The organism is Microbacterium sp. MMO-20, from assembly GCF_037147735.1.
In the GTDB taxonomy this organism is placed as follows: Bacteria; Actinomycetota; Actinomycetes; order Actinomycetales; family Microbacteriaceae; genus Microbacterium.
In genome coordinates, this window is the sequence record NZ_JBBCUU010000005.1 from 1 (window position 1) to 13,242 (window position 13,242).

General features: G+C 66.5%; 12 protein-coding genes and 2 tRNA genes. 5 read left to right on the forward strand and 9 right to left on the reverse strand.

From position 1 onward, the window contains the following. Positions 1-142 precede the first annotated feature (142 nt). On the forward strand, positions 143-754 hold the full coding sequence (locus tag WFI52_RS08115; protein ID WP_336626885.1) for a tyrosine-type recombinase/integrase: 612 nt from the start codon (positions 143-145) through the stop codon (positions 752-754). A gap of 19 nt (positions 755-773) precedes the next feature. Here WFI52_RS08115 and WFI52_RS08120 read toward each other — a convergent pair. The 9 genes from WFI52_RS08120 to dnaA all read right to left on the reverse strand — a co-directional run bounded on the left by WFI52_RS08120 (position 774) and on the right by dnaA (position 11,053). Then, positions 774-846 (reverse strand) — tRNA-Ala (locus WFI52_RS08120). A 20-nt stretch (positions 847-866) separates the two neighbouring features. Further along, a tRNA-Ile gene (locus WFI52_RS08125) sits at positions 867-943 on the reverse strand. 71 nt (positions 944-1,014) lie between these two features. After that, on the reverse strand, positions 1,015-1,416 hold the full coding sequence (locus tag WFI52_RS08130; RefSeq protein WP_292860421.1) for a DUF3566 domain-containing protein: 402 nt from the start codon (positions 1,414-1,416) through the stop codon (positions 1,015-1,017). After that, positions 1,413-3,986 carry a DNA gyrase subunit A gene (gene gyrA, locus WFI52_RS08135; protein ID WP_336626884.1) on the reverse strand — a complete coding sequence of 858 codons (2,574 nt, stop codon included), beginning with the start codon at positions 3,984-3,986 and terminating at the stop codon, positions 1,413-1,415. Before gyrA ends, WFI52_RS08130 begins: the two co-directional genes overlap by 4 nt. A gap of 13 nt (positions 3,987-3,999) precedes the next feature. Then, positions 4,000-6,051 (reverse strand): DNA topoisomerase (ATP-hydrolyzing) subunit B, encoded by a 2,052-nt coding sequence (gene gyrB, locus WFI52_RS08140; RefSeq protein ID WP_336626883.1) that lies wholly within the window; start codon positions 6,049-6,051, stop codon positions 4,000-4,002. A 143-nt stretch (positions 6,052-6,194) separates the two neighbouring features. Then, positions 6,195-6,680 carry a DUF721 domain-containing protein gene (locus WFI52_RS08145; RefSeq protein WP_336626882.1) on the reverse strand — a complete coding sequence of 162 codons (486 nt, stop codon included), beginning with the start codon at positions 6,678-6,680 and terminating at the stop codon, positions 6,195-6,197. After that, on the reverse strand, positions 6,673-7,890 hold the full coding sequence (recF, locus tag WFI52_RS08150) for a DNA replication/repair protein RecF (protein WP_336626881.1): 1,218 nt from the start codon (positions 7,888-7,890) through the stop codon (positions 6,673-6,675). Before recF ends, WFI52_RS08145 begins: the two co-directional genes overlap by 8 nt. A 38-nt stretch (positions 7,891-7,928) precedes the next feature. Further along, entirely contained in the window at positions 7,929-9,071 is a 1,143-nt protein-coding gene (gene dnaN, locus WFI52_RS08155) for a DNA polymerase III subunit beta (protein WP_336626880.1), read from the reverse strand. 416 nt (positions 9,072-9,487) lie between these two features. Next, complete coding sequence (gene dnaA, locus WFI52_RS08160; RefSeq protein WP_442927723.1) at positions 9,488-11,053, reverse strand: chromosomal replication initiator protein DnaA; 1,566 nt, start codon at positions 11,051-11,053, stop codon at positions 9,488-9,490. A 161-nt stretch (positions 11,054-11,214) separates the two neighbouring features. On the opposite strand from dnaA, the gene rpmH reads away from it, so the two are divergent. Genes rpmH through yidC form a run of 4 tightly spaced genes read left to right on the forward strand, consistent with a single transcriptional unit; the run spans position 11,215 to position 13,230 of the window. Continuing rightward, positions 11,215-11,352, forward strand: a complete 138-nt coding sequence (gene rpmH, locus WFI52_RS08165; protein ID WP_005054680.1) for a 50S ribosomal protein L34 — start codon at positions 11,215-11,217, stop codon at positions 11,350-11,352. 10 nt (positions 11,353-11,362) lie between these two features. Next, positions 11,363-11,725, forward strand: coding sequence for a ribonuclease P protein component (gene rnpA, locus WFI52_RS08170; RefSeq protein ID WP_336626878.1), 363 nt, complete (start codon positions 11,363-11,365; stop codon positions 11,723-11,725). After that, on the forward strand, positions 11,722-12,108 hold the full coding sequence (gene yidD / locus WFI52_RS08175; protein WP_336626877.1) for a membrane protein insertion efficiency factor YidD: 387 nt from the start codon (positions 11,722-11,724) through the stop codon (positions 12,106-12,108). Before rnpA ends, yidD begins: the two co-directional genes overlap by 4 nt. 6 nt (positions 12,109-12,114) lie before the next feature. Beyond that, positions 12,115-13,230 carry a membrane protein insertase YidC gene (yidC, locus tag WFI52_RS08180; protein WP_336626899.1) on the forward strand — a complete coding sequence of 372 codons (1,116 nt, stop codon included), beginning with the start codon at positions 12,115-12,117 and terminating at the stop codon, positions 13,228-13,230. The last annotated feature ends 12 nt before the right edge of the window (positions 13,231-13,242 follow it).

The following is a 13,242-nucleotide window of genomic DNA, read 5'->3' on the forward strand; positions in this document are numbered from 1 at the left end:
GGGTGTGACGCTTCCTGCTGTTCGTCATGATCTGACCAGTCTCCCTGCCCGAACCCTCGGGCGACAGGACGACTCACACAACGACTGGACCTACAAAACGGGGTCAGTCCACCCCCAGGACCTTGGCGTCATCGTGGCCGCCATGCCCGCCCGCTGGCACCTGCCCCTTCGGGTGATGTTCGGCGCACACATGCGGTCCGGCGAGTTGATCGCCCTCCAGCGCGGCGACTACGCGGATGGGCTCCTCCAGGTGGAGCGGCAGACGACGCTCGTGAACGGCAAGCCGGTGACCTCCGGCACGAAGACCGGCAACGCGCGGACGGTGCCGCTCCCGCCCAGCATCGCGGCGGAGGTCGAGGCGCACCTGTCCGCGACGACGGGGTTCCCGAAGTCCCCGATGTTCGGCGGCCCGGACGGCATCACCAGCCACGGCCTCGGGCAGGCGTGGCGAAAGGCGGCGAGGTCCGTGGGGCTCGGGCAGTTCCACGTGCACGACGTGCGGCACGCGGGGCTCACGGCGGCGGCCCAGGTGGGTGCGACGACGCGCGAACTCATGGCCCGCGCCGGGCACCGGACCGCACGCGCGGCACTCATCTACCAGCACGCGGCGGAGGAGCGGAACGCGACCCTCGCGGCGGCCCTGGACGTGCTGGCTGGAGGGGCCATCGGCGGCGCTACTGGCACGGGGCTGGCACGCGGAGGCCTTCAGGCGCTCCCAGAGACGGCCGCGGATGCTGTGGAAAGTGGCCGCTGACCTGGGGATAAAGGGACTGTGGAGCCTAGGAGATTCGAACTCCTGACATCCTGCTTGCAAAGCAGGCGCTCTACCAACTGAGCTAAGGCCCCCTGTGGAGAAATCTACGGGGTGGTGGGGCTACCAGGACTTGAACCTGGGACCTCTTCATTATCAGTGAAGCGCTCTAACCGCCTGAGCTATAGCCCCGTGTGGAGGCCGGCGTCGCCGCCGTCAACCTCCAAGACTTTACCCGACTCGCGGGCAAAGCAGAAATCGAGTCAGTTGGAGGTGAAGCCGACGAGCAGGCCGCCGGTGACCTTCACCATGAGGTTGTAGATGCCGGCGACGACCGCACCGAGCACGGTGACGACGATGAGGTTCAGGATCGCGACGATCGCCGAGAACGCCATGACCTGCGAAAGGCCGATGTAGTCGCTCAGCACGAAATTGTCGTCGAACGCCTTGAAGAGGTCGTCGAGACGCGTGATCATGCCCGTGGTCTGGAGCACCATGAACACGAGGAACGCACCGACGATCGTGACGATCGCGAGGGCGACCGCGGCGAGGAACGACAGCTTCACGGCCGACCAGAAATCGACGTACACGAGGCGCAGGCGCACCTGCTTCGCGCTCGTCTTGCTCGATGACTTCTTGGCCAGCTTGTCGGCTACCGTGCTCATGCGTCAGTGTCACTCTCTTCGGGGGTCGAGGGCGTGGTCTCGTCCGCGGGGCTCGCCATTTCGTCGGCGTCGCCCAGGGTACGCTCCGAGTTCCGGGCGATCGCGAGGATGCGATCGTCGTCATCGGGGCGGGCGAAGACGACACCCATGGTGTCGCGACCCTTGGCGGGGACCTCGGCCACGGCAGAGCGTACCACCTTGCCGCTGGCAAGAACCACCAAGACCTCGTCGTCCTCGGCGACCATCAGGCCCCCCGCGAGATCACCCCGATCCTCGCTGAGTTTGGCCACCTTGATGCCCAGGCCGCCTCGTCCCTGCAGGCGGTACTCGCTCACCTTGGTGCGCTTCGCGTACCCGCCTTCGGTCACGACGAACACGAACGCGTCGTCCGCAGCGACGGATGCCGAGAGCAGCGAATCGCCTTCGCGGAAGCTCATCCCCTTGACGCCCTCCGTCGCGCGGCCCATCGGACGCAGCGAATCGTCGGTCGCGGTGAACCGCAGCGACATACCGTGCCGCGAGATCAGGAGGATGTCGTCGGTGTCGTTGACGAGCAGAGCGCTGACGACTTCGTCGCCCCCGGTCTCGTCCTCCTGGCCGCGCAGGCGGATCGCGATGATCCCGCCCTGACGGTTCGTGTCGTACTCGCTCAGGAAGGTCTTCTTGATCTTGCCGTCACGGGTCGCGAGCACCAGGTGCGTCGCGACCTTGTAGTCGCGGATGTCGAGGATCTGCGCGATCTCCTCACCCGGCTGCAGGGCGAGCAGGTTCGCGACGTGCTGACCCTTGGCATCCCGGCCCGCCTCGGGCAGCTCGTAGCCCTTCGCGCGGTAGACGCGCCCCTTGGAGGTGAAGAACAGCAGCCAGTGGTGCGTCGTCGTCACGAAGAAGTGCTCGACCACGTCGTCGGCACGCAGCTGCGCGCCCTTGACGCCCTTGCCGCCGCGATGCTGGGAGCGGTAGTTGTCGCTGCGCGTGCGCTTGATATAGCCGTCGCGCGTGACCGTGACGACGACCTCCTCCTCGGGGATGAGGTCCTCCATCGACATGTCGCCGTCGAATCCGTGCAGGATGTGCGTACGACGCTCGTCGCCGAACTTGTCGACGATGCCCGTCAGCTCCTCGGAGATGATGGTGCGCTGGCGCCCCTCGTCGGCGAGGATCGCCTGGTACTCCGCGATCTGGCGTTCGAGCTCCGCGAGCTTGTCGAGGATTTTCTGACGCTCGAGGGCGGCGAGGCGGCGCAGCTGCATCGCGAGGATCGCGTCGGCCTGGATCTCGTCCACACCGAGCAGCTCCATGAGGCCCGTGCGCGCGGCGTCGACATCGGGGGAGCGGCGGATGAGCGCGATGACCTCGTCGAGGGCGTCGAGGGCGAGCGCGTAGCCGCGCTGGATGTGCGCGTCCTCCTCGGCCTTGCGCAGGCGATACTGCGTGCGGCGGACGATGACCTCGACCTGGTGCTCGATCCAGTACGAGACGAACCCGTCGAGCGCGAGCGTGCGCGGCACGCCGTCGACGATCGCGAGCATGTTCGCGCCGAAGTTCTCCTGCAGCTGCGTGTGCTTGTACAGGTTGTTCAGGACGACCTTGGCCACGGCATCCCGCTTCAGGACGATGACGAGCCGCTGACCCGTGCGATCGCTCGTCTCGTCGCGGATGTCGGCGATGCCCTGGAGCTTGCCGTCGCGGGCGAGGTCGCGGATCTTCGCGGCGACGTTGTCGGGGTTCACCTGATACGGAAGCTCGGTGACCACGAGGCACGTGCGGCCGTGGATCTCCTCGACGTTCACGACGGCACGCATCGTGATCGAGCCGCGGCCGGTGCGCTGCGCCTCACGGATGCCCTTCGTACCGAGGATCTGCGCGCCGGTGGGGAAGTCGGGGCCCGGGATGCGCGCCATGAGCGCCTCGAGCAGCTCGTCGCGCGTCGCGTCGGGGTGCTCGAGTGCCCAGAGCGCACCATCGGCGACCTCGCGGAGGTTGTGCGGAGGGATGTTCGTCGCCATACCGACGGCGATACCCACCGAGCCGTTGACGAGCAGGTTGGGGAAGCGCGCCGGCAGGACCGTCGGCTCCTCCGTCTTGCCGTCGTAGTTGGGCTCGAAATCGACGGTGTCCTCGTCGATGTCGCGAACCATCTCCATGGCCAGCGGCGCCATCTTGGTCTCGGTGTACCGGGAGGCTGCAGCGCCCATGTTGCCGGGGGTGCCGAAGTTGCCCTGACCCTCGGCCAGCGGGTAGCGCAGCGACCACGGCTGCACGAGACGGACGAGCGCATCGTAGATCGCCGAGTCTCCGTGCGGGTGGAACTGACCCATGACGTCGCCGACGATGCGGGCGCACTTGTTGAACCCCTTGTCGGGACGGTAACCGCCGTCGTACATGCCGTAGATAACGCGCCGGTGCACCGGCTTGAGGCCGTCACGCACGTCGGGCAGCGCACGGCCGACGATGACGCTCATCGCGTAGTCGAGATAGCTTCGCTGCATCTCGACCTGGAGGTCGACCTGGTCGATGTTCCCGTGGTTGTAGTGCGCGGTCGGGTCGGGGCGTTCTTCGTCAGTCACTGTGTTCTCTCGATCAGATGTCCAGGAAGCGGACGTCCTTGGCGTTGCGCTGGATGAACCCGCGGCGCGATTCGACGTCTTCGCCCATGAGGATGGAGAAGATCTCGTCGGCCGCGGCCGCGTCGTCGATCGTCACCTGGCGGAGCGTGCGGGTCTCAGGATCCATCGTCGTCTCCCAGAGCTCCTTGGCGTTCATCTCGCCGAGGCCCTTGTAGCGCTGCACGCCGTTGTCCTTCGGGATGCGCTTGCCCTCTTCGAGACCGGCGGCGAGCAGCGCGTCGCGCTCCCGGTCGCTGTAGACGTACTCGTGCGGGGAGTTCGACCACTTGAGGCGGAACAGCGGCGGCATCGCGAGGTAGACATAGCCGGCCTCGATGAGCCCCCGCATGTACCGGAACAGCAGCGTGAGCAGAAGCGTCGTGATGTGCTGGCCGTCGACATCGGCATCCGCCATCAGGACGATCTTGTGATAGCGCGCCTTCTCGACGTCGAAGTCCTCGCCGATGCCCGTGCCGAACGCCGAGATCATCGCCTGGATCTCGGCGTTGCCGAGGGCACGGTCCAGGCGCGCCTTCTCGACGTTGAGGATCTTGCCGCGCAGCGACAGGATCGCCTGACGCTCGGGGTCGCGGCCGGACACCGCGGAGCCACCGGCCGAGTCGCCCTCGACGAGGAAGATCTCGGAGATCGAGGGATCCTTGCTCGTGCAGTCCTTGAGCTTCTCGGGCATGGAGAACGACTCGAAGACGCTCTTTCGGCGCGCGGTCTCGCGAGCCTTGCGCGCCGCAAGGCGTGCGGTGGCCGCATCGATCGCCTTCGTGATGATGCGCTTGGCCTGCGCCGGATTGCGGTCCAGCCAGTCGGTGAGCTGGTCGCCGACGATCTTCTGCACGAAGGCCTTCGCCTCGGTGTTGCCGAGCTTCGTCTTCGTCTGCCCCTCGAACTGCGGTTCGGAGAGCTTGACCGAGATGACCGCGGTGAGTCCCTCGCGGATGTCCTCACCCGTGAGGTTGTCGTCCTTCTCCTTGAGGAGGTTGTTCGCGCGCGCGTACTTGTTGATGAGCGTCGTCAACGCCGCACGGAAGCCCTCTTCGTGCGTGCCGCCCTCGTGGGTGTTGATCGTGTTCGCGAAGGTGAAGACGTTCTCGGTGTAGCTCGTCGTCCACTGCATCGCCAGCTCGAGCGAGATATGCCGCTCGGTGTCCTCCGACTCGACCTCGATGATCTCGTCGTTGACGATCTCGGCCTTGCGCACCTTGTTGAGGTACTCGACGTAGTCGACGAGACCGCGCTCGTAATGGAAGTCGTCGAGCGGCTGCTTCTCGACGGCCGTGCCGTCCTCGCCGTCGACGACGTACGCAGAGGCGGGGCGCTCGTCGCGCAGCGTGATCCGCAGGCCCTTGTTGAGGAAGGCCGTCTGCTGGAAGCGGGTGCGCAGCGTGTCGTATTCGAACTCGACGGTCTCGAAGATCGTGGCATCCGGCCAGAAAGTGATGACCGTGCCGGTCTCGTCCGTCGTCTCACCCTGCTCGAGAGGGCCCTGCGGCTTGCCGCCGTCGGCGAAGACCTGCCGCCAGACGAACCCCTGGCGGCGGATCTCGACCTCGAATCGCGTCGACAGGGCGTTCACGACGGACGAGCCCACGCCGTGCAGACCACCGGAGACGGCGTAGCCGCCGCCGCCGAACTTGCCGCCGGCGTGCAGGACCGTGAGCACGACCTCGACGGTCGACTTGGTGGGATCGGAGGCGTGCGGGTCGACAGGGATGCCGCGGCCACGATCGACCACGCGGATGCCGCCGTCGGCGAGGATCGTCACATCGACCAGATCGTTGTGGCCCGCGAGCGCCTCGTCGACGGAGTTGTCGACGATCTCGTACACGAGGTGATGGAGGCCCCGCTCACCGGTCGAGCCGATGTACATGCCGGGGCGCTTGCGCACGGCCTCGAGTCCTTCGAGCACCTGGATGGCATCTGCCCCGTACTCGTTCTCGACTCTCTTCGCCTGCGCGGGCTGCGTCGTGGGGATGTCCTCGGGAACGCTGTCGGGGGTATCGGATGTCATAGGTTTCGAGCGCTCCTGGCGTGGCGGATGATCGAGGCGCCTCCTGATCGGAGACATTCCATTCTATCGGGTCTGCGCTCCGTTTCGCCCGCTGAACGGCCCTGTGGCGCCGCGAAAGAGGTGCGGAGGTCGACGGACGTCCCTCACCCGTAGGTATCGCGAGGGCCCCGCCCTGGAACGGCTCTGGGGCCCCATTTCCACGAGGGGACGTCGGGTCCCACGAAACGGACGTTCTGCACGTTCGCGTCGGGGAAGCGTCGCATGAGCTGGGTCACGATCTCCGCGCGCATGAGCTGCAGGTTCTTCGCCCACGCCGTCGAGTCGCACTGGACGGTGAGGATGCCGCCCTCGAGAGCCACGGGATTGGCGTGCCGTGCCGTCTCGGCACCGGTGACCTCCTCCCACTGGAGCACGAGGTCCTCACGCGCGAGCTGGGCGTCCCACCCGGACTGGCGGGTGAGGTCGGCGAGGGCGTCACCGAGACCCTTCGGGTCGCGACCGGGCGCGAACGGCTGCTTGTCATCGTCGTCGACGGCACGCTTGCGGCGGCGGCGCGCGGCGCGCGGCGAGGGTTCGAGACCGCGCAGGCGCAGGTAGGTTCCGATCGTCTCGGGAACGTCGTCAGACATCGGGACCCCCTTCCTCGAGTTCATCCTCGGCGACGATCGTCCCCGCGACGACCCGGACTGTGCGGGCGCGCAGGGCGAGCGGGACGTCGGCCTCGACGGCCGCCGTCACGACCACTTGCTCGTAGCCTTCGACGAGCGCGGCCAAGCGCGCGCGTCGATCGGCGTCGAGTTCGGCGAAGACATCGTCCAGGATGAGGATCGGGTCTCCCAGCTGCGACTGCGCACGCAGCAGCTCGGCGGATGCCAGGCGCAGCGACAGTGCGACAGACCACGACTCCCCGTGCGAGGCATATCCCTTCACCGGGAGCCCGCGAACACGCAGAAGAAGGTCGTCGCGATGGGGACCGACGAGCGTGAGTCCTCGGTCGAGCTCGGCCGCACGTTTGTCGGCCAGCGCGGCACGGAACTGCGCCTGGATCTCCGCGGCCTGAGCCGGCGGCGACGGGGCGGCACGCGGGTCCGTGGACCCCGCATCCCCCGCACCCGCGTCGACGTCATCCTCGGGGTCGCCGCCGCCGATCGACAGTGCCCATTCGAGTTCAGGCCGGTGGTCCTCACCGGCGATCGCGGTGTATGCCGCGGCGACCGGTCCGGCGAGGTCAGCCGCCAGCGCGAGCCGAGCGCGGATGATGTCGGTGCCGAGCGCGACGAGCTTGTCATCCCACACGTCGAGCGTCGACAGCGCGTCGCCGCGGATGCCGCGGGCGCGCGCCGACTTCAGCAGGGCGGTCCGCTGCTTCAGCACGCGGTCGTAATCTCCGAGCACACCGGCCATGCGCGGCGCACGCTGAATGAGGAGCTGGTCGACGAAGCGTCGCCGTGCCGACGGGTCGGCACGGACGATCTGGAGGTCTTCCGGCGCGAACAGCACGACCTGCGCGTAGCGCGGGAGCTCGGACGTCTTCACCGGTGAGCCGTTGACGCGCGCCTTGTTGCTTCCGGTCCGGTTCAGCTGCGACTCCAGAAGCACGCGGCGTTCGCCGTAGGCGAGGCGCATGCGCACGATCGCGGCATCCGCGCCGTCGCGCACCATCGGCGCATCCTGCGACACGCGATGCGAACCGAGCGTCGCGAAGTAGCCGATCGCCTCGGCGAGATTCGTCTTGCCCTGACCGTTCCTACCGACGAAGACGTTCGCCCCGGCCGCGAGCTTTACATCGGCGACCGCGTAGTTGCGGAAGTCGACGAGACTCAGCTGCTCCACGATCACCGACTCAGCCTAATTGGGGGGCCGGACGGTGATCACGCTCAGCGCAGGAGCAGGTTCGGCTGCAGCAGGTACTTGAAGCTCTCCGGCGCACCCGAGGTCTGGGGCGTGATGAGAACGGGGCTCAGCTTGTTGGCGTTGTCGCTCGAGGTGAACGTGATGCGCGCGAATTCGCTCTTGACGGCGCCGAGGGCTTCGAGGAGGTACTGCGGGTTGAGGCCCAGCGTCACCTCTTCACCGGTCAGCGTCGCGTCGACCGACTCGGTTGCCCGCGCCTGCTCGGTGCCCGCGGCATCCATCGACACGCCGTCCTCGGTGAACGTGAACCGCAGCGGCGCCGAACGGTCGAGCACGAGCGACACACGACGCACGGCCTCGGCGAGATCGGCGGTGTTCACGACCGCGTAGTGATCGGTCTGCTCGGGGAAGAGGCGGCGCACGGGCGGGAAGTTGCCCTTGATGAGGAGCGACGTCACCGTCTTGTTGCCGGACGTGAACGCGATGATCTCACGATCGCCCGAGCCCGAGAAAGACACCTGGATGTCACCGGAGTGCGCGAAGGTCTTGCCGACCTCGGTGAGCGTGCGCGCAGGGACGAGCGCGGTGGTGGACTCGTCGCCGGCGACGGTGCCGCCGTCCCACTGCACATCACGGAGGGCGACGCGGTAGCGGTCGGTCGCGACGAGGCTGAGCGACGTGCCGGCGACCTCGAGCTGCACCCCCGTGAGGACCGGGGTGACATCGTCGCGCGAGGCCGCGAAGGCGACCTGCGAGATCGCTGTCGCGAAGTCATCGGCCGGTACGAGGCCGGACTCACCGGTCACCTCGGGGATCGCGGGGTATTCCTGTACCGGCATCGACGCGAGGGTGAACCGGGCGGAGCCGCACGTGAGCAGGATGCCGTCGTCTTCCGTGACCTCGATCTGGATCGGGGCGCCCGGCAGGCGACTCGCGATCTCGGAGAGCAGCCGGCCGTGGACGAGGATCGTGCCCGGCTCGTCGACGGTCGCTTCGATGGTCGTCCGTGCCGAGGCCTCGTAGTCGAACGCTGCGAGCGACAGGCCCTCGTCGGATGCCTCGATGAGCACGCCGGCCAGGATGGGCTGCGGGTTGCGCTGGGGCAGGAGCTTGACGACGAATGACACGGCCTCGCTGAAGACGTCGCGATTCACGTGGAACTTCACTGGTGCTCCCTGGGGGTCGGCTCGGGCGTCTCCATGCTAGTGCCCGGTCTCGTGATTCTCGCAGGGCTGCTTTCGCGGCGCTCGCCGGCCGCCCTGGTGATCGAATCGGATTTCTCTAGATGGATCTTTGTCATGGTGTTAACAGCTGTGGAAACTGTGGATAACCGCGTCGATCCCGCTCCAGGAGCGGAAACCACACGTGTGTAAGTTGTGAGCGAGCTGCGGATGCCGGTGATGGAGCGGGAACGCGGGACACCGACGACGCGGTCGATCATCCACAGTGATCGCGGATCCGTTCACAGGCATCCCGATTCGAAGGCAAGTTATCCACAGGCTCTCCACACTGTGAAGAACGCGAATAGTGGAGGACACCGCCGCTCGATGTCAAGTCGCAGGTGTCGATCACCCGGCGAGGGTCATCGTGAGACGCGACCGAGCTGCGTCGTGATCTCCGAGACCTGGTTGTAGATCGAGCGGCGTTCCTTCATGAGTTCCGCGATCTTCTTGCACGCGTACATCACGGTCGTGTGGTCGCGATTGCCGAAAAGCTGACCGATCTTCGGCAAGGACAGGTTCGTACGCTCGCGGCAGAGGTACATCGCGATCTGTCGCGCGGTCGCGACCGATTGCGAACGGCTCGAACCGTAGAGGTCGTCCACCGACAGCCGGAAGTACTGGGCCGTCGCGGCGATGATGTCGGTCGGAAGGATGACGTTGGCGTCGTCGGTGTCGACGATGTCGCGGAGCACGGTCTGAGCCAGTGCGATGTCGAGCGTCGAGCGGTTCAGGCTCGCGAAGGCCGAGACACGGATGAGCGCGCCCTCGAGTTCGCGGATGTTGCTGGACACCTTGGTCGCGATGTACTCGAGCACCTCGTCGGGAACGAGAAGACGCTCGGACTGCGCCTTCTTGCGCAGAATGGCGATGCGCGTCTCGAGGTCGGGAGCCTGGACATCGGTGATGAGGCCCCACTCGAACCGGCTGCGCATGCGGTCTTCGAATCCGGTGAGGTGGCGCGGCGGGACATCGCTCGTGATCACGACCTGCTTGTCGTGGTCGTGCAGCGTGTTGAACGTGTGGAAGAACGCTTCCTGCGTCTCTGCCTTGCCCTGCAAGAACTGGATGTCGTCGATCATGAGGATGTCGACGTCGCGATACCGAGCCTGGAACGCCGAGCCGCGGTTGTTGGCGATCGAGTTGATGAAATCGTTCGTGAACTCTTCGCTCGAGACGTATCGCACGCGGATGCCGCTGTACAGGCTCAGCGCGTAGTCGCCGATCGCGTGCAGCAGGTGCGTCTTGCCGAGGCCGGAATCCCCGTAGATGAACAGCGGGTTGTATGCCTTGGCGGGCGCTTCGGCGACGGCGACGGCGGCCGCGTGAGCAAAGCGATTGGACTGGCCGATGACGAAGTTGTCGAAGGAGTACTTCGGATTCAGTCGGGTGTCGCTGCGCGAGGCGCCCGGAGCGATGTCAGCGATGTCCTCAATGCCGGGGCGCGAGATCGGTGGGGCGAGGGGGCCGGACAGCGGTGCCGTGGAACCGGATGTCTCGGACACACCGCCGGGAGGCTGGACCGGGATCGGCGCGGTCAGGTGCGCGTCGGCGAGTTCGGGGTTCACCACCACACGAAATGACGTCGCGCTCGGCTCGGCGTCGACGCGGGCGAGCGCCTCCATGATGGGAGCGCGCAGCCGCTTGTTCAGCTGGGCTGCGGTGAGGTCGTTCGGCACGTCGAGATACAGGGTTCCACTCATCACTCCCTGCGCGACGGCGAGGCTGAGGAAGCCCTGCATCTGAGGGGTCACGCGCTCGTCGGCATCCAGCAGGGCGCGCGCAGCGGTCCAGACCGGAACATCGGGAACGTCGTGCTGAGACAATGCAACCCCCTGTGGATAACTACCCGAGCCACGGTAGTCAGCGACCCTGTCGAGGGCAAAATCCACTGTAGTTCCGGCCCGCGTGTCCTTGCCAGTGGTCATCCACAGGCGGTGGATAATATCCCTTCGGTCCGCGTCGGTTTGAGGTCTGGGGCGACTCGACGTATCCTCAGTAGGTTGACTTATGCCCACCTGGGCAGTCCCCTGTACCTGTGTCCCCGGTCTAGAGCGTTCGGGTGACCCGCCGATCCGGAGTGATCCACATGAGCAAGCGCACGTTCCAGCCCAACAACCGCCGCCGCGCCAAGAAGCACGGCTTCCGCGCCCGCATGCGTACGCGTGCCGGTCGTTCGATCCTGTCGGCGCGTCGCGCCAAGGGTCGTACCGAGCTCTCGGCCTGACCTTCTCGCGGTGCTGGCGCGCGGGAATCGCATCACCCGCGGGGCGGAGTACAGAGCCGTCGTCCGCGGGGGGTCCCGTTGCGCCGGTCCGCATACGGTGACCTACGTCGTCGCCGCGTCCGAGTCCGTGCACGAGCCGTCGACATCTGATCGCGCGGCTCGTTTCGGCTTCATCGTGAGCAAGCAGGTGGGCTCCGCAGTGACCCGCAACACCGTACGCAGGCGACTGAAGGCCGTCTGCGCAGAGGCATTGCCGAGCGTCGCGCCCGGCACCGATGTGGTGATCCGGGCGCTGCCGTCCGCGGCGGTCGCCGACTTCGCGGCGCTGCGGGCCGAGGTCGTCCGCTGCCTGAGCCGGCGAGCCGCCGCGTGAGCGTCACGACGCTGCCGTCCTACTCGCTCGGGACCGGCCGCTTCTCGGCATCCGACGTCCTTTCCGCGGTTCCGCTTCTTCCCCGCAATGCCGGTCTTGCGCTCCTGCACGGGTATCGGGCGACCATCTCGCATGTCTACGGCGACGTCTGCAAGTACTACCCGTCGTGTTCTGCCTACGCGGTCGGCGCGGTCCAGCAGCACGGACTGCTCAAGGGGTCCGCTCTGACCGCCGCGCGTCTCGCGCGCTGCCATCCGTGGGCACGCGGAGGCGTCGACGACGTGCCACTGCACCGCAACTTCCGACACGAGCTGACTCCGCACGGTTTCGTCGTGCCCGCAACCGACGACCCTCCCGTGGGTACGTCGCCCAGAAAGGACTGATCCGTGCTGGATCTTCTGTACCGCGCTGCCGCCACCCCCACCCCGGTGGTGCCGACTCCGACCACGCCGATGCCCGGCACGAGCCTGGACTTCTTCAGCGCGATCATGTGGCCGTTCAAGTGGATCGTCGAGGCGATCCTGGTGTTCTGGCACTGGATCTTCACGGCCGTCGGCCTGCCGGCAGACGCAGGTCTGACCTGGGTGCTGTCGATCATCGGCCTCGTTGTCGTCGTGCGCTCCGCGCTCATCCCGCTGTTCGTGCGGCAGATCAAGAGTCAGCGCAAGATGATGGAAATCGCTCCTGAACTGCGGAAAGTTCAGGAGAAGTACCGCGGCAAGAAGGATCAGCTGTCGCGTGAGGCGATGAGTCGCGAGACGATGGCTCTCTACAAGAAGCACGGCACCACGCCGGTGTCGAGCTGTCTTCCGCTCCTCGTGCAGATGCCGATCCTCCTCGGCATGTTCTACACGCTGTCGGACGTCAAGAAGCACGCCGAGTGGGGCATGGGCGGCGTCGGCCTGCTCAACAAGGATCTCACCTGGCAGTTCTACGAGGCGAAGCTCTTCGGCGTCGCTCCCCTGCACACGAGTCTCACTGAGGCTGTCGGCCAGAAGCCGGATGGCTGGGAGGCGACCGTCGCGATCCTCGTGGTCCTCGTCATCCTCATGATCGCGTCGCAGTTCATCACCCAGCTGCAGATCATCTCGAAGAACCTCTCGCCTGAGGCCAAGACCGGTCAGGCGTATCAGATGCAGCGCATCATGCTCTACATCCTTCCGCTCGCCTTCATCTTCTCGGGCGTCTTCTTCCCGCTGGGCGTCGTGCTCTACTGGTTCACCTCGAACATCTGGACGATGGTGCAGCAGTTCCTCGTCATCCGGAACCTGCCCACGCCCGGCTCCGAGGCGGCGAAGGCGCGTGAGGAGCGCCTGGCGCGCAAGGGCAAGGCACTGGATGCCTCGGGGAAGGTCATCCCGATGGAGAAGTACGAGGCGGAGCAGAAGCGTCTGTATGAGGAGGCGCAGAAAGCCAAGGCCGAAGCACCGAAGCGCCAGCAGCCCGTCAGCAAGCAGCGCGCGAAGAAGCAGGCGCAGAAGAACAAGCCGCAGGGCGAGTCCTGAGCGGGGCGGGAG

What these genes read in the sequence shown, in the direction of transcription:
- WFI52_RS08130 (WP_292860421.1), bottom strand. Translation starts at nt 1,416, where the DNA reads ATGAGCACGGTAGCCGACAAGCTGGCCAAGAAGTCATCGAGCAAGACG.
- rpmH (WP_005054680.1), top strand. Translation starts at nt 11,215, where the DNA reads ATGAGCAAGCGCACGTTCCAGCCCAACAACCGCCGCCGCGCCAAGAAG.
- gyrB (WP_336626883.1), bottom strand. Translation starts at nt 6,051, where the DNA reads ATGACATCCGATACCCCCGACAGCGTTCCCGAGGACATCCCCACGACG.
- WFI52_RS08115 (WP_336626885.1), top strand. Translation starts at nt 143, where the DNA reads ATGCCCGCCCGCTGGCACCTGCCCCTTCGGGTGATGTTCGGCGCACAC.
- WFI52_RS08145 (WP_336626882.1), bottom strand. Translation starts at nt 6,680, where the DNA reads ATGTCTGACGACGTTCCCGAGACGATCGGAACCTACCTGCGCCTGCGC.
- dnaA (WP_442927723.1), bottom strand. Translation starts at nt 11,053, where the DNA reads ATGACCACTGGCAAGGACACGCGGGCCGGAACTACAGTGGATTTTGCC.